The organism is Prevotella sp. E9-3 (assembly GCF_022024015.1).
Classification (GTDB): Bacteria; Bacteroidota; Bacteroidia; order Bacteroidales; family Bacteroidaceae; genus Prevotella.
Map to the genome: position 1 here is coordinate 3,604,125 of NZ_CP091786.1, position 17,417 is coordinate 3,621,541.

The window sequence follows — 17,417 nt, forward strand, 5'->3', positions numbered from 1 at the left end:
CGAGAAACGGCTCAGCCCCCCTTACTGATTGGCAAGAGGGGTGAGACGTATTCCGGCAATGCGCAGGATGCGATTATAGGTATGATTAGAAATCTGACTACTTGTGACATAGGTCTGAATCTGCAACTTCATTTCCATGGAGTTGATACATAAGTCGTCAATGGTGAGCGTGGTGACTTCTGTACCCGACACTTCCTTTACATCGGGGATAATGGTTGACTTGTCCTTGCCATTGATCTGTTCAATCGTTGTCAGTACCACTTTCGTAGGCAAGAAATCATCGGCATTCTCAGCGGTCTGCTCCTTTGTTTCCGGGGCAAAAACAATTTCCACCTTGTAGTGAGTGCCTGGCACCACCTCTGCACTACGGAAAGTGACAATGGGGTTGACCGTCGCTGAGACAGGTGTAAAAAGCATATAGCTATTACCCGGCACTCCCCATTTAGCATCGATACCCCTTACCATTGTGGCATCGGCAGCAGGAATGATTTCGCCCTGCGCCTTTACAGTAGATACTTCGGCCAGGCCCTTCAAGGGATCTATAGCAATCTGACGACCTTTAAGCCACTGATAGAACTGCTGGGGAATCTTGTTCAGACGATAGCCGGTGCCGTCGTCGAAGACTATCGAAGAGATATCGGAAGAAAGGTCAACGGCCTTGCCTTCAGCGGTTTCTCTCCAAACGTTCCAAAGAGAGTCCATCTGGTTCCATGACGGTACAGTATAGCCCTGTGGGAAATACTGCTGGAAATCGGCAATGGCATCTGAGGAACCTTGGAGGGTGGGATAATAGTCGGAATCGGCCATCACATAAGGCACACGGAAACTGTGCTCCGGACCATAGAAATATTTGTCAGAGCCATCGACAATGCCTTTGAAATAGGGCCGATAATAATAGGTCTTACCATATTCCAGCGCACACTTCACCATATTGCGCACGGTGTCGCGTCTGACGAAAACCAGTTCTGTGGGCTTCAAATAGTCGGAAGCCCACGACACCGTCTTAGGATCAAGGTCAGGCGCCGCTATCGGTACTTGTAAGCTGAGCAGCTTGGAACCAATCACCATATAGTGCTCACGGCCCCAAAGATAGCGTTTACCACCGTCATAGATCGCACTTGTCTGATTATTATAATCATAGGTCACTACAGCATCACTGTTTTCTACCGACAGGTTGGGTTTCTCGCCAAAGCACAATCCGTGAACGGGATTAAGACAATATGATGCATCACTTGTCCAATATACCACTGCATTATACTGTTTGTTGGCATGAACAACGCCGTTCACATCCCACACACTCTGATAGTTGTTGTCGTGACCGACATCGACAGAATAATGAGTGTTGTCGGGTTGGTATGACCAGAAACTCATATAGATGTAATTCTTATCGCCGGTATAGTAAGTATGCACACTACCATCCTTCATGTGAACCTTCACAACTTCCTGAGATGTGGCCGTAAGCATGCCTGCCATCATAGCCATCAAAAAAACAATATATCTTGTATTCATAATGCTGTTCCTCCTTAATTACTCTTCAGGTATTTCTGTATTGTCAACAATTGCCTTGGGCACAAACTCAAAGTAGTCGAACATGGACTCTAATTGATTGCGGGCACTGCCACGTGCCTTGAAACGCAGATAATTGTCGCTCTTGCCATCGCTGACTAAACGCCCCAGGACATATCTCACAAGGTTGTCGGATTGCGAGAAACTGGTGGTAGAGCTGGTATTAAAGAACTGACAAGCTTTCGGACCCCTCAGCGGTTTTGGCTGCGAGTTGATAAAATCTATCTTTGCCTGTTCACGATACTCCTTGGCTCGCTGGGTCCAGTTTACTGTTTTACCCGATTCAGGATCACGTCCCGTGAGTGTAAAGTTAGTATTCCAAAACTGATTAGATGCCGTAGCATAGGGGTTCTTCCAAACAATTATCTGTTCGCCAGTAATCAGGTCGGTCAGCAGGTACGAATTGTCCTCCAGAGAACTAAGCGTGATAAAATGCCGAAGCATATAATCGAGAACATCAAATTGAATAGGCAGTTCTGAAAACGACATTTCAGCATCAAAATATAAACGTGAGGCAACCAGAGAGTCGATTGTCTTTTCATCGTTCAGATACACATCAAATGGGGCACGCGTATTAAGAGCGCAAAAACCAATACGCACTTCCCACTCGCCGACTGGGAGCGGCGGCAGTTTGACGGTGAAATCGAAAAGACCAAATAAGTTCATTTCATCACCTTGCCACGACCAGAAATTACTGTGCGCACGACGCGCTACCAATCCTCTATTCAGTACTTCTGGATTTGCACTAATATTCTCTAAGTATTTCCAGTCATAGATAAAGTTACGACCATTGCGGGGATAATAGCTATCATCGGGAGTATTAAAGTTATCATCATTATAATAAGAGCCACGCAACTCAACGGAATTATTCATGATATCTGATGAGAGGGTCTTGAAATCTACTCGCCACAGCTCACCGCCCAACACATTGTCACGTACTTGCTGATCGTAAGTAAGAATGCGGTCTATATAGAAATAATAGCCATTGAAACAGGGGTGGTCGAAACTGTTCTGAGCTTCGTCAAGAGTGATTTTTGCTCCACGACTCTGATAACCATAGCGATCGGCACCATTCTTCAGTCCGCGACGGTTCAGGTAGATACCTCTGTCAGCTCCGGAAATCTCAGGATAGGAGCATTTCAACGCAGCATGAGGCATAAGCGTAGCATACCACGCCGACACGTCCATTAGGTTACGGTCAAAACTATTCTCCAGTCCTTTTCCATCATAGACAGTGAGATAGTCATAGCTGGATCCGTGACACAACACATGATAAGCCACAAAACGGTTCAGCGAGTTGCGGCGGTCGGTAGGATCGCTCACCGAAGCATCCTCGGGATAAACAACATCATACACCTGTTTGGCATAGGCTTTCAACTGGTCGATATTGGTAATGCCCTGTTGAGCAAAAACGTCATCAGTCTCGACAAAGACGGTAAACTGATGAAGGCGGCGCTCATTAAACCAGGCCACTTCATTATTAACATAGCTCTTATAGTAAAACCTATTGTCTTGAGGGAAATAGCCCTGATACTTGACTTTCTTCAGTGAATCAGCCAGACCCGTGAGCTGAAGGGCTGCACTGAAAATAGTGGTCTTTGCATCGGCAGCTAGCATGCCAGGCAACAGTTTCGAGTCGAAATCAGGATCGACCTCATAGGTAATCTTATCAATGTTATCTACTGAGAGAGCCTCAGTAGTAAGAACGCTTCCACCAATACCTTCAAATTGGTCGTTTTCAACAACAAGGTACTGCTGGGCGGAGGCAGTAACAAAACAGCCAGCCATCATCGACAGCAGGACTATTGACTTCTTTGACAGGGTACTTATCGGAGTCTTCATTTCTTCATCAGTTTAAAGGTAAAACCTCGGTTAACACTCACCACATAGCAGCCACTGGACTGGCCACTTAAATCAACGATTGCCTCGCCATCCTGCCTGCTGACAGGCACCTGAATGGCTTTACCATCGAGCGAGACAACCTGAAGACGGTCTTTGTCCTGCAAACCGCTTACTCGAACCACAGACTTGCGAGTCAGGTCAAAACGCACAATATTGTCCTGACCTACAACTTCTTCAACACCGTCATAATCCACCACTTCAAAGTCCAGATTGACAATCTGCTCCCGGCTGTACTCCAATCTTTGCCAGTCGGTATCGTAAGCATTTTTACGAAACTCAACTATTAATAATCCATTCTCAACTATGATATAGGGTTTTTGTTCGGGCAGCACCAACTGCACCTTAGTCTGATTGGTTAGATGAAGGGTTAGCGCTTGACGCTCTTCGGCCATTGTTACAAATGGCAACAAAGCAAAAAGGTAAATGAAACAAAGTAGTAATTTTCTCATATTTTAAGTAATTAGTTAGTAGTATAATGCAAAAATAAAACGTTTTTTCATAAACTGCAAGAAAAAAGCCTGTTTTTTGACATTCAGGCATTTCGAAATTACAATTATTTCGTATCTTTGCAATAAAAAGCAAAGCATTTGCATCATGATGAACTGGAACCAACTGATATCCAACTGCCGCTTAGGCCAGGAGCATCGCCATCTGGAGCGACACGATGTAAGAACAGAGTTCAAGCGCGACTACGACCGACTGATTTTCTCGGCCCCGTTCCGCCGTTTGCAGAACAAGACACAGGTATTCCCATTGCCTGGCAGTGTGTTTGTACACAACCGACTGACACACTCACTGGAGGTGGCCTCCGTAGGCATGTCGCTGGGCAATGATGTGTATCGGCAATTACTGAAGAAATATGGCGACGAACTGAGTCCGATGGTAGCCGAGATTGGTCAGATTGTGGCAACAGCCTGTCTGGCCCACGACATGGGCAATCCTCCCTTTGGACATAGTGGCGAAAAAGCCATTCAGACTTTCTTCACCGAGGGTAAAGGGGCCTATCTGAAAGAAAAAGTGTCGGAAGCCTTCTGGAACGATATCACCCGATTTGATGGTAATGCCAATGCTTTCCGCCTGCTCACCCATAGTTTCAAAGGTCGCCGACAAGGCGGCTTTGCCATGACCTACAGCACACTGGCCAGCATCGTGAAATATCCCTACTCATCGGTTTTGGCAGGCAAGAAAAACAAGTTCGGCTTCTTTGCCACCGAAGCCGCCAATTTCCAATGCATAGCCAAAGAGCTTGGCATAATGCCAGTTGAGAGTTTAGAACTGAGAGGTGAGAGGTATGATTACTCTGCTAATGAAAAGAACTCAAAAGAAAATATTGATCAACATAATGCTGCTCATGACAAGAGCTTGAATAGCAAAACTAATCATACCTCTCAGTTCTCAGTTCTCAACTCTCAGTTAAAATACTCCCGCTATCCCCTCGTTTACCTTGTAGAGGCAGCCGATGATATCTGCTATGAGATCATGGACCTGGAGGATGCCTTCAAACTGAAAATCCTCTCCTATCAGGAAACGGAACAGCTCATGCTTTCCTTCTTCAGCGAAACAAGCAAGGAGAATATCCTGAAGCGCTTCAAAGAAGAGGAACTAAGCGATACAAACGAAAAAGTACAATACCTGCGTGCCTGCGTCATCGGTCTGCTGGAAAACGAATGCGTAAACACCTTCATGCTTCACGAAGAGGAGATACTGGCCGGAACATTCAGCGGTTCGCTCATCGACCATATCAGCGAGGTGCCCCGCAAGGCCTACCAAGACTGTACCGTAGTGGCTCGTAATCGCATCTACCGCAGTCAGCCCGTTCTCGATGTGGAACTGTCCGGTTATCGCATCATGGCCACCCTGATGGAACTGATGGTAGAGGCCATAGAGCATCCCGAACGCTACTACTCCCAGCAACTCATCGGCCGTGTTAGCAGTCAGTACGACATCGCCCATCCCGACCTTGAAACACGCCTCATGGCCGTCATCGACTACATCTCTGGCATGACCGACGTCTATGCCCTCGATGTCTATCAAAAAATCTGCGGCATCTCACTGCCTATCGTTTAGGCATGTTTTTATAAATTTCATCCAGCATCTACCCATTTTTGATACCCCAAATGATTTTTGAAAGATTTTCTCTTTAGATTTTTCGTTCGATTTTGAGGAGTGAAACGACGACCAATAGTTTTGGGGGCGCTCCGCTTAAAATCTGACGAAAAATCTTGTTTCAAAATCTTTGCTGTTGCGCAGCGGTTTTTAGGACCGTAGGTCCGGGTTTTTCATTTTGTGAAATAAAATGGGTTATTTTGGTTTTCTTTCAATTCACACAGGAATTTGAAGGTTTTAGTGTAATACAAAGTAAGACAAATACAGGATATGTAGGCGAACCCTCATTCTCCTCTTTTTCCACCTCCTTTTTTCGAAAATCAAGACAAATAAAATTCGCAATCTAGAACGGGAACCCCTTGTTTCCCCCCCTCCATCTGTACTCTCACCTCCTTGCTTGGAGCTGAAAAATACCCATTTTACCCCTTTTTTCCTGCTTTTTCATAGAAAAATGAATATTTTTGCGTGTTCTTTCATGATATGATGGAATTGGTTTAACTGTTATGGTGAAATAGCACTTATTCTTCACTGCAATAGAACGTCCGTTATACTGCAATAGAATGGTGGTTGCATTGCAATAGAACGGTGGTTGCATTACAATAGAATGGTGATTGCAGTATAGCTGAAGTACCATTGCAGCATAATAGAAGCGCTATTGTTGGAGCATATCAGAAGAATATTAATATGCTTACAATTGATTGATATTCAAGCAGTTCTAAAAACAGCCAAGACTCTTCAAAACTCGCGTATTTCCGTCCCACTTTCCGTTTGGTGAATTTGTCGCGAGTTTTGAGCCCAGTAAGCAAGAAAAATTTCGATAAAATGAATTCGCAGATTGTTCCTTTTTTCAGCAAATAATGGACACAACTGATGTCCATTACTTACTTGTCATCAAGGAATCATAATCAATAATGCCGTCTATCATTCTTGGTATGGTCACATCGTTCTGAGGACCAATCAGTGAGAGCCGTTCATCATAGTCGGCATGCGATATACCTGAAAGATATAGAAGCAGATGGGGCAAACGATCAGTAATCCAAGGACGACGGGCTGCCGAACGTATTTGGGCTACGATGTCAGGATGCTGGTCAATATATTTTGAAGAACACCATATCCAGAAAGGAATCTCGAATTCCTGACGTGCCTGCCGTGCTGTAGGCGTAGCGTAAATACGTCCCTTTACAGGAAGATCATCATAGACCTCTTCGCCATGGTCAGCTAAATAGATGACAACAGCATCACTGTCTTTATAGTTCCGCAAGATGCCATCTACAACGACATCATTCCAACGTGTGGCATTATCGTAATGGGCCACGACTTGTTTTTCTTCATCATTCAGTTGGCGATTGCGGTAATCAGCAATCTTAAAGAACTGTTGCTCCTTAGGATAGTGGTTTTCATATTCAAAATGCTGTCCGCGCAAATGAATGATATCTAATTTGTAGGCTGAACAATCTGAAATGAGCGGCAGATTCATCGTCACAAATTCCAAATCATTATGAGACTTCTTATGGTTGCATATATCAAAAAGACCGTGATAGAATGCAGAAGAATTCAAGAAGAAACCACCAGCAAGATTGAAACTTTTTGATTTTCGTTTTCTACGAAACTGATTACTGAGAAAGGCTACACGGTACCCTGCATGACGAAAAAGAATGGGAAACAGCGGATAGTCAGCCCAAACGCGTTCAGCCCCGTAGTGATGAAGCGAGAAGAACTGATTAAAAGAATTTGTAGTGATGTTCCAGGATGACACAACATCGGTAAACACTACCAGATTTCCCTTTTCGGCCCATTCTTTCTGATGGGGAGTAGTAGGCAGTGCATAGCCATACAGCTGTGAATGGTGACGGTTATAACTCTCGCCAATCACCACAACAATATGCTTTGAACGGTGCGAACAACTGTCTATTTGAGTACAGAAGGTGCTCTCTTTCAGTCGTTCTATCTCATCGTCAACAAGTAACAATGACTTATGAGCAAAAATCCATTTCAGAGGTGGTGCATAAGCACTCTGATAATATCCTTGGAAGATAAGTGCCTCGGTATCGGTTTGATTCTGTTGGGAGAGCAGTTCAAGGTACTGCCGGCGTATGGGCCAGGACACGACAAGGCCGAGAAATACAAGCAGGCAATAAACTGGCAATACATATCTTTTACATTTTCTAAAATGAAAAAACGGAAGCCTTATCTTCCTTATCTTCCATGACAGCAGTATATGGCCAATTATCAATAGGAGGAGCACATCAGTATGCCAGTCGGTAAAAAACTCTCCTCCATAGGTATTCAGAAAATCTACCACCTCATGACTATCGGTATTAAACAGGAAAGCAATCATGGTGGGAGTAATTCCCTCACCAAAATGATATATACAGAACGTGTCATATAAAGCAGCAACATAGCTTACCACTTCAAAAGAGATGCGCAGGGTTGCAGACAGAAGCCTTGGAGTTTTCCATAAAAATAGCCCTATCAAGAGGATGTCTGTGAGCAGGCATATTACATGAAGTGCAATACATGACACATACGTATTAAGACAGAACAGCCCTACAATCAGCATCATAAGGAGTCCGATAAGCGTACGTTTCTGATGGAAAGTCATAGATATGTTGTCAGTCATATACTATTGTTCGTTGCGGCAAAAAGGCACCTGCTTTTCACAAAGCAGATGCCCGAATGTTATCTATATTATCAATAAAAAAATTTTGATGAATCCTATTTCTTAATAAGTATATCTATAGGAGTAAGAATAAGAATCGTCGTCATCATCATCGTCCTCCTCCTCTTTATAAAGGGAGAGGGTCTCCGTAATGGTGTATCCATCTTCCATGTAGGTTCGATACATCTTAAGATGGCCTTTCTTTTCATTATAAGTATAAGTGTACTCCACAGCATCCTTCTTCTTTCCATCAGGATAGATGGTAATGATTTCATCGTCATAGTCATAGGTAAAATCTCCACCCATATTGCCATAGCCACTGATATAGCAATTCATCTCACCCTCACCGTCTTCACACTCAATCCAAACCGAACCACTGGCAGAATAGCCATTTGATGAAACGGTCATGGTGCCAGACCATTCTCCTTCCAGCGGATCGTCACTATCATCATCATCTTTTGTACAAGAAGAAATGGTAACTGCTGCTACAGTCATCATGACCAAAGCAAATAAACTCCAAAATTTTTTCATAATCAAAGTTTTTTAATGAGTTAAACTATTGCTTATTCAATTAGAAAGCGAAACCAACTGTAAGACTGGTGGTAGAGATTGTCGTTTTCTTAGCAATCTCAGACATGTCGTTGCCATAAGACAGGCCAACGAGGAAGCTACTGCCAAGACGAGCTTTCAAGCCAATCTGCCAACCTACCTGAAGACGATTCCAGGCTTTGCCATCCAGCATACCCATATCTTCCATATCCTTCTTGTCAAACACATCATATTCCTTATCCTTCTTACCTCCTTTGTAAGTGAACTTACCTGAGATATTGCCACGCAGGGTGAGGCCGCCAAAAGGAATAATGGATATTTCACTATTGGGTAGGTTGAAAGCATACATAATATTTACAGGTATTTTTGCTGATACCATAGAGAAATCCAAATCATCAATATCATCAAAGTCACTCTTATTGGCATACATCAAGCCCAATCCAGCCTCAACGAACAGTGGTATGCCCTGAGAAACAGGGAAGGCCTGACTATAACCGGCAGAGAATGCAGTCATTGACACATCGTCAGCACCCTTTTCGTCAATTTTCACTGTCAGTGGATTATATTCCACATAGGCATATCCCCAACCTGAACTATTCCCGATACTTGAAACCGATGCTGTTGATGCAGAATTGTCAGTGAACTGTGCAGAGGCAGAAAGGCTCATGGCCACTAAAGCTGCCGTCAAAAAGAATTTTGTTTTCATAAGATTTAAATTTTAGGATTGTTAAATATTAAAACTGTCATTATTAATATACAAAATCTATTTTCCAAACATTAGCCACACCTGTTGCCGATCCTCGCTGGGAAATAAAATAGACCGCCTTTCCATCACGGCTCCACACCGGACTCAAATCGTCGGCAGCATGGTAGGTGAGTTGAACCAGCTGAGTACCGTCTGTTTTACAGGCAAAGATATCGGTATTGGCATAGGGCATCGTGCCGTTCATCAACACATTGCTGCCTACGAACAATATCCACTGGCCATTAGGAGACACACTTGGTGTACTGAAACTGCGCTTGGCATCGCTCACCACACACTCTTCAACTCCAGTATTATAATCTACCCGCCATATTTCGCCTCTTCCTTCCGCATTGAAACGTGTACAAATAACAGCTGTATTTTTTAGAGGAAAAGGATTCAGGCCTTTTGAATAACTTGAAAGGAAGTTGCGCTCTATGCTGTAACTCCATACGCTGACACCATTACGTTCCTGACGGGCAAAGAAAATATCCTTCATATCATTAGAATACACAGGCGAATAGTCCTGGGCACCACTGGTAATCTGTCGACACACATAACCACTTGTAGCGCTGGTTTGGAAAATCTGATTCAACTTTCCGTTCGCTTCAGAAAAACAGATAAACTTACCATCAGGAGAATAACTGAAATCGAGTACTGCCTGACGATTAGTACGCTGAACGGAAGCGCCCTGCTTTGCAATATCTTTTATAAAAATATTTGTAGTATTATTTCGGCGTGACAAATAGGCCAACTGACTGCCATCTACTGATACATCGAGAATGCGATTCGTCAACCAATTGACGTTATGCCCACTGCGTTTCACTTGGGGCATACAGACATAGTCGTTGTCACTTGTAATACGAGTGAAGTTAAGCCCAGATTCTTCATTAACAGTAACTACCGAGTAATCTACTTGTGCCGAAACTGACAAAACAGTAGCAGTAAGAGCAAAAGCAATAGGGAAGTATTTTATATTCATCTATTTCCTATTATTTAAAGGTTAGTTTTGCAAAAGTAAACGAATCTTAAATAAATAATAGTAAAACGTGTATCCGTTTGGACTACATGTAGTCACAACAGCTACACTTTGGAATAAAATTAGGAATATAATTATCCTATTTCCTCAGTATAGAGGTTAAAAAAGTCATAATTTAGTATGCGACTGATACGTAGCAACACCCCGGTATCGATTGTACGCTTATCATAAATCTTATAAAGATTGGTACGATGACAGCCGAGTTCTTGAGCGAGCCAAACAGACGTTTTGCCCTGCTCTTCAACTTGTTTACGGATTTCTTGGCCAATGTGTATCATAATTGTTTGTGAAAGGCGATTACAACAAATAAAAAAAACGTGGACTTCTCACTTCGTCTACGTTCACCTGGTATCGCCAAACACCTTACAACCCTAAACGAGCAAAAGCCCACGCCATTGGCGTGAGCATCCTTGCTTTTACTCTGGGTTGTTCTTTAAATTTGGCGAATTTGGTGAACAAGAATTAAGCGGACGCTTCTATCAATATGTATTTAGTCTTTAGTCTATTTCATCGGCAAAAAAATTAAGGATTAAAAAAGTGTTGATATTCTTTTAACATACTTGGGCATTTGTTGTTTCTGCAAAAATATAGATAATAATTGAAAAAAAGAAATTATATTAGTTCTTTTTTTTCTAACAAGTTAATTATGTTTTACCTGCACTATTACCCGAAATCAAGTTTCAGTTGTACTCTTTATTTATATATGCTATAACACTGAATAGTGGAATATTCTCCATCCATCCCTGGTCTATGTAGGGCATCATGGAGCAACGCAAACCTTTCAAATGTTTATCGGCATTATCGACTGTCACGAACTGGCTAAGCGACTTACTTTTCAGGTTATCTTCCGCCTTCACTTCTATAGGAATTATACGTTTTTCTGTTTGTACAAGAAAATCTATTTCTTGAGTAGAATTATCCTTACTGAAATAATAAATACCCAAGTCGTCAAACGTTCTCAATTGCTCAAAAACATAATTTTCAGAAAACGCCCCTTTAAATTCCTTAAATACATCGTTACTGGTCAGCATCAGACTTGCTGGTGCATTTGCCATTGCTCCTAAAAGTCCAACATCAAGAGCAAAGAGTTTAAATGCATTGAAATCTTCGTAAAAACTTAATGGCATGGTAGGTTTATTAGAACGATGCACCTTAAATGCCAATTTTGCATCAATAAGCCACTGAATAGCAGATTCTAAATCACGCGCACGGCCTCCTGGCTTAACAGCCCCATATATAAATTTTTTATTTTCCTTAGACAATTGTGCAGGAATACTCTTCCAGACCAATCTTATTCGTTCTGTCTCGCTGCCAGCATGTTTTGCAAAATCACTATCATAGTTACTGAGAATACTGTTCTGAATTTTACGGACCTTTTTAATATCACCATTGGTTGTATAATGAAGAACCACTTCAGGCATTCCGCCCACATAATAATACTGCCTAAGACATTCCTGGATTTTACTGTCGAGGTCACTCATTACAGCCCAGTCGCAAGACATGATTTTTTCAGCTAATAATTCTTCACCCTTTGCCCAAAGAAACTCTTCAAAGGTCATGGGATATAGATGTAGTAGATCAACTTTACCCACAGGATAGGACTCACCAGGTCTATGAGTTACTCCTAACAACGAGCCTGCCACAACAATATGCTGCTCACGAGCATCCTCACAAAAATATTTCAAACTATCCAGTCCTCTATGAGCCTCTTGTATCTCATCAATGAAAATAAGGGTTTTCCCGGGAACAATCGACTGATTTGTGAACGCTTGAAGTGACTGCAAAATACGTTCAACATGCAGATCCTGCTGAAACAGATTTTGCATCCGCTCATCATCGTGGCAATTAACATATACGAGATTTGCAAATTCATTTTTGCCGAACTCTTTTAGAAGCCATGTTTTGCCAACCTGACGTGCTCCCTCCAACACCAATGGCTTGTGATAAGGGTCGTTCTTCCATTCGACAAGAGAGTCATAAAGTTTCCTTTTCATATAACGTGTAGATTATCTTAGACTGACTTTTGCTGCAAAGATACGCTTTTAAAGGATAACCACCAAACAATTTGCCAATTTTATGAGGGAAAGTTGTACCGTTTTTGCCAATTTTATGAGGGAAAGTCAGACTACTTTTGCCAATTTTATGAGGGAAAGTTATACCATTCTTGCCAATTTTATGAGGGAAAAAGTCATCTTGCCTGACCTTAACTGAAAAAGTATATGGAAATGAAAATAATCTTATTCATGTGAGCAACATTATTCCCCGAAATCGAACGAAAGCTGGCCGTCACCCAACAGGTTGTAGGAGCGGCGGTGGTAGGGAGTGATGCCAAATTCCTTGATAGCGGCACGGTGCTTCTTGGTGGGATAGCCCTTGTTGGACAGCCAGTCGTACTGGGGATATTCCTCGGCCAAGCGGTTCATATAGTCGTCACGATAGGTCTTGGCCAGGATAGAGGCGGCAGCAATGGAAAGATATTTTCCATCGCCTTTCACAATGGTGGTATGAGGGAGTGCCTCCTTCTTCCCCTCAGAAAGAGGGGGGTAGTACGGTTTGAAGCGATTGCCATCAACGATGATGGCCTGCGGACGAACGGCGAGCTGGTCTAATGCCCGGTGCATGGCCAGGATGGAGGCGTTGAGGATATTGATCTGATCAATCTCCTCGGGACTGACGATGCCTACTGCCCATGCCACTGCATCACGCTCTATCTCGGTGCGAAGCTGATAGCGGCGACGCTCGGTGAGCTGTTTGGAGTCGTTCAACAGCGCATTCTGATAGTCGGGTGGCAGGATTACTGCTGCCGCATAGACTGCACCTGCCAGACAACCGCGTCCGGCCTCATCGCATCCGGCCTCAACAAGGCCATCATAGAAATGACTTTCTAACATATCTGACTGAAAATTTCCGGTGTTTCCTTCTTCTGGTGCAAAAGTATAGAAGAAAACTGAAAACACAAAACTTTCAGTCAGACAATATTCTATTTAAAGACATCCAAAAGCGCTCTTCTGGAGTCTTATTTTTCAAAATGCTGCCAGTCTTTTACTGAACGCCAGGAACCTCCCCATGTAAAACCACGCTCGGTGAGGAGACGCCACAGGAGATCGCCTCTCTCTATTTTATAATTAAATGTACGCGCACGTAAAGCATAACGGCGTCCCTTCTCGGGCTGTACCCGTTTACCGCGCACGCATGGATTGTAAAGTGGGTTGATGTCAATGGCCATTCCCAGTGCATGCTTCGACAGTTTCTTTGACCCATTCACCACACGATAACAGAAGCAAGAGGTATTGTTGGCCGCCATCGACTGTTCATCGTTGGCCCCATAGTTGTCAATAAGTTGCATGCGCTCAATGGGATAGTGCGCCTCATAGAGTTTCTTGAAAATATACAAAAGGTCGTCGGCAATCAGTTTGTTGCACACCAGTTCGCCTTTGTGTATCCGCCCTTTTGCATCATAGTGCATCACAACAAGATAGCGCAGGTCGCTTCTTTCAATGGTGCATCCTTCAGGATAGCTTTTTCCTCGCATGGTTGCAAACACGCTATCGCTGAGCATACTGACAGAGAAAGGCTCCTGTGCCTTCGCGAAACCGAATACAGAAAACAGCATCGACATTAGAAAGACGAATCTACGCACCATATAAATATCTTTTGTTCTGCACATATTCTTTTGCACAATGAATGAAGTTACTTATCTGTTTTGCTTAATTTCCTCTATTGAAGAAAATAGGTGACGCCGAGAAGGCATCACCTATTTATTTATCAGATAGACTGTATCGGCTATTATGCCTTCACTTCCTCTTCCTTGATGGTCTTACCCATGGTGAGGTAAGCAACAGGAGCAGCGATGAAAATTGAAGACAGGGTACCGAATACAACACCCAGAATCATTGCGAATGAGAACGAACGGATGCTGTCGCCACCGAACACGAAGATGATGGCCAGCACAAGGAACGTGGTCACAGAGGTGTTGATGGTACGAGCCAGTGTCTGGTTCAGAGAATCGTTGAAAATCATCTGAGGGTCACGCTTTCCGTAGAGGTTAATGTTCTCACGGATACGGTCGAATACCACCACCTTATCGTTGATAGAGTAACCAATCACGGTCAGGATAGCACCGATGAACACCTGGTCAATCTCGAGTGACATGGGCAACCAACCCCAGCATACGCTGTAGAAGCCCAATACTACGAGTGCATCAAGAGCCAGAGCAACGATAGCACCTACGGAGAACGACAGGTTGCGGAAGCGTACGAAGATATAGATGAAGATAGCAATCAGGGCGATGATCACCGAGATGATAGCACCGTAGGTGATGGTCTTAGCCACTGAAGGACCTACCTTAGCCGAAGAGATGATTGAACCACCCTCGCGAACGTCGGGGTTCTTGAAGTCGGCAATATTTGACTGACTTACGAAGCCTGCCTTGGTGAGAGTCTCGAACAGGATGTTCTCAGCCTGGTCGTCAACCTCAGGATTGTTTGACTCGATATCCCAGTTGGTAGAGATACGCATGGTCTTGCCATCGGTACCCAGAGCGATCACGCTGGTGTTGGCGGGCTGACCGGCCTTATCGCCGATGGTGTTAACGAAAGCACCGTCGAGAGCAGCGCGCACATCCTCAACATGGCTCTCCTTGTCGAGAGTTACCACGTAGTTGCGACCACCGGTGAAGTCGATACTGCGGCTCAGACCGCGAGTTGACAGGAAGCCGATGAATACTACGGCAGCGACACCCCATACAAGGAAGCTGGCCTTGAACTTAGCCATGAAGTTCACCTTGGTGTTCACGAACATCTTGTTCACGAAGAAACCGGTGGTGAAGGTCAGGTTCTGCCACTTGTCTTTCTTCATACGGTTCTCATAAACCAGACGGGTCATGAACACAGCGGTGAAGAACGAAACGGCAATACCGATAATCCAGGTGGTAGCGAAGCCCTTCACAGGACCTGTACCGAAGTAGAGCAGGATGATACCGGTGATGAGTGAGGTGAAGTTAGAGTCGAAGATAGCCGAGAAAGCGTTAGAGTAACCCTTTGTGATGGCTTCTTTTACATTCAGTCCGCGACGAAGTTCTTCCTTGGTGCGCTCGTAGATCAGCACGTTGGCGTCCACAGCAGTACCCAGTGTCAGCACGATACCGGCAATACCTGGCATGGTCAGTGCAGCCTGGAACGAGGTAAGGATACCCAGAGTGAAGAACAGGTTGAAGAGCAGTGCGATATCAGAGATGATACCGGGGATGAATCCGTAGAGCAGGATCATGTAGATCATCAGCAGCAGGAAAGCTACGCCGAATGAGATGATACCCTGCTGGATAGACTGTGCACCGAGTGAAGGACCTACAACCTCTTCCTGTACGATACGGGTAGGAGCAGGCATCTTACCAGAGTTCAGCGTGTTGGCCAAGTCCTTGGTATCCTCAATGGTGAAGTTACCGGTGATCTGTGAACGACCGCCATCAATCTGGTTCTGAATACGGGGAGCAGAGTAAACGGCATCGTCGAGCACAATAGCTACGGCCTTGCCAATGTTCATCTTGGTAATCTGGCTCCAACGACGGGCACCATCGCTGTTCATTTCCATTGATACTGAAGGATGACCCATCTGATCGAAGTCGTCCTTAGCGCTGGTGATTACGTCACCTTCCAGTGGAGCACGACCATTGGGCTCGGTGATCTTCAGTGCATAGAGAGCGAACACGTCACCATGAGAACCGGTACCGAAATCCTCGGCCTTAGCACCCCAGCGCAGCTTCAGCTCAGCAGGAAGAATCTCAGCAGCCACCTTTGAATAGATCACTTTGTTTACATCGGCAGTATCGCGTGCCAAAGCATAACCTACGATAGCCAGGCCCTGACCCTGTACGGGCTGGAACACAGCAAAGAGGGGGTTCTGCTTCAGGGCTTCAGCCTTGTCGGCAGCCTTATCAGCTTTGTTCAGTTTGGCAGTGAAAGCGCTTGCAGCAGCAGAAGCGGTGTCAGCAGCGGTGGTATCGGCCACCTCAGCTACTTCGGCAGCAACTGAATCGTTGCTCTCAGCAGCCTGTGCGTTGCTCTGTACGGCAGCAAAGCGGTTGTTCAACTGAGCCAGCAGGGGAACAATCTCCTGTGAGTTGTAGGTCTCCCAGAACTCCAGATTGGCAGAACCCTGCAACAGCTTACGAACACGCTCAGGCTCTTTCACACCAGGCATTTCTACCATGATGCGTGACTGACCCTCCAGACGCTGAATGTTGGGCTGAACCACGCCAAACTTATCAACACGCTGACGAACCACGTTCTCAGCATTGTCAATAGCCGACTGTACCTCGGCGCGAATAGCGCTCTCAACCTCTGCATCGCTCGACTGGGTGCTTACCTTGCCCTTCATCTGCTGAGTAGCGAAGATAGCAGCCAAGGGACGACCCTGACCGTTCTGCTTCCAGCGGTTGATGAACAGTGAAATAAAATCGTCCTGACTGGTCTCTTCGTCTTTCTTTGCCTCAGCAAGTGACTGCTGGTAGGCAGGATCCTGCTTGTGGTCAGCGAGAACGTCAACAACATCGGGTACTGACACCTCCATGATTACGTTCATACCACCCTTCAGGTCCAGACCGAGGCCGATTTCCATTTCCTGGCACTGCTTCAGTGAGTAGATGCCGAGATAAACTTTCTCGTTCTTCAGCGAATCGAGATACTCCACACCTGCTTCGCCCATGGCCTCGGCCTTACTTGCGTAATGTCGGGTCACGAAACCGAAGGACAGGTAGAAGCAGCAGATGAGCACAAGTGCCACTGCAATCGTCTTAACTAATCCTTTGTTTTGCATTGTTTTTTATGTTATTTTACTGATTTATTACAAATTAGCCT

The 17,417-nt window shown here is 44.6% G+C and carries 13 protein-coding genes; 1 reads left to right on the forward strand and 12 read right to left on the reverse strand.

Translation table 11 applies throughout. The features are described from left to right. Window positions 1–21: 21 nt before the first annotated feature. The 3 genes from L6475_RS13990 to L6475_RS14000 are packed head-to-tail and all read right to left on the reverse strand — an operon-like array spanning window position 22 to window position 3,917. Window positions 22–1,509 (reverse strand): hypothetical protein, encoded by a 1,488-nt coding sequence (locus tag L6475_RS13990; protein ID WP_237821079.1) that lies wholly within the window; start codon window positions 1,507–1,509, stop codon window positions 22–24. A gap of 18 nt (window positions 1,510–1,527) precedes the next feature. Beyond that, on the reverse strand, window positions 1,528–3,408 hold the full coding sequence (locus L6475_RS13995) for a hypothetical protein (protein ID WP_237821081.1): 1,881 nt from the start codon (window positions 3,406–3,408) through the stop codon (window positions 1,528–1,530). After that, the gene (locus L6475_RS14000) at window positions 3,405–3,917 is read right to left on the reverse strand and encodes a hypothetical protein (RefSeq protein WP_237821084.1); all 513 of its coding nucleotides are present in this window, start codon (window positions 3,915–3,917) and stop codon (window positions 3,405–3,407) included. Before L6475_RS14000 ends, L6475_RS13995 begins: the two co-directional genes overlap by 4 nt. 148 nt (window positions 3,918–4,065) lie before the next feature. Between L6475_RS14000 and dgt the strand changes: the two genes are divergently transcribed. Continuing rightward, complete coding sequence (gene dgt, locus L6475_RS14005) at window positions 4,066–5,535, forward strand: dGTP triphosphohydrolase (protein WP_237824182.1); 1,470 nt, start codon at window positions 4,066–4,068, stop codon at window positions 5,533–5,535. 916 nt (window positions 5,536–6,451) lie between these two features. Here dgt and L6475_RS14010 read toward each other — a convergent pair. The 9 genes from L6475_RS14010 to secDF form a co-directional block, all read right to left on the reverse strand. Further along, the gene (locus L6475_RS14010) at window positions 6,452–8,194 is read right to left on the reverse strand and encodes a phosphoethanolamine transferase (protein ID WP_237821086.1); all 1,743 of its coding nucleotides are present in this window, start codon (window positions 8,192–8,194) and stop codon (window positions 6,452–6,454) included. Window positions 8,195–8,296: 102 nt separating this feature from the next. Further along, window positions 8,297–8,764 carry a hypothetical protein gene (locus L6475_RS14015; RefSeq protein WP_237821088.1) on the reverse strand — a complete coding sequence of 156 codons (468 nt, stop codon included), beginning with the start codon at window positions 8,762–8,764 and terminating at the stop codon, window positions 8,297–8,299. A gap of 40 nt (window positions 8,765–8,804) precedes the next feature. Next, window positions 8,805–9,488 (reverse strand): outer membrane beta-barrel protein, encoded by a 684-nt coding sequence (locus tag L6475_RS14020; RefSeq protein WP_237821090.1) that lies wholly within the window; start codon window positions 9,486–9,488, stop codon window positions 8,805–8,807. Between the two features lie 43 nt (window positions 9,489–9,531). Beyond that, window positions 9,532–10,506, reverse strand: a complete 975-nt coding sequence (locus tag L6475_RS14025) for a hypothetical protein (protein ID WP_237821091.1) — start codon at window positions 10,504–10,506, stop codon at window positions 9,532–9,534. A 131-nt stretch (window positions 10,507–10,637) separates the two neighbouring features. Then, complete coding sequence (locus tag L6475_RS14030) at window positions 10,638–10,841, reverse strand: helix-turn-helix domain-containing protein (protein WP_237821093.1); 204 nt, start codon at window positions 10,839–10,841, stop codon at window positions 10,638–10,640. 402 nt (window positions 10,842–11,243) lie between these two features. Beyond that, on the reverse strand, window positions 11,244–12,557 hold the full coding sequence (locus L6475_RS14035; protein WP_237821095.1) for an ATP-binding protein: 1,314 nt from the start codon (window positions 12,555–12,557) through the stop codon (window positions 11,244–11,246). Between the two features lie 261 nt (window positions 12,558–12,818). Beyond that, complete coding sequence (locus L6475_RS14040; protein WP_237821097.1) at window positions 12,819–13,454, reverse strand: ribonuclease HII; 636 nt, start codon at window positions 13,452–13,454, stop codon at window positions 12,819–12,821. Window positions 13,455–13,579: 125 nt separating this feature from the next. Continuing rightward, the gene (locus tag L6475_RS14045) at window positions 13,580–14,230 is read right to left on the reverse strand and encodes a M15 family metallopeptidase (protein WP_237821099.1); all 651 of its coding nucleotides are present in this window, start codon (window positions 14,228–14,230) and stop codon (window positions 13,580–13,582) included. Between the two features lie 119 nt (window positions 14,231–14,349). Beyond that, window positions 14,350–17,376, reverse strand: a complete 3,027-nt coding sequence (gene secDF / locus L6475_RS14050; protein ID WP_237821101.1) for a protein translocase subunit SecDF — start codon at window positions 17,374–17,376, stop codon at window positions 14,350–14,352. Window positions 17,377–17,417 lie beyond the last annotated feature (41 nt).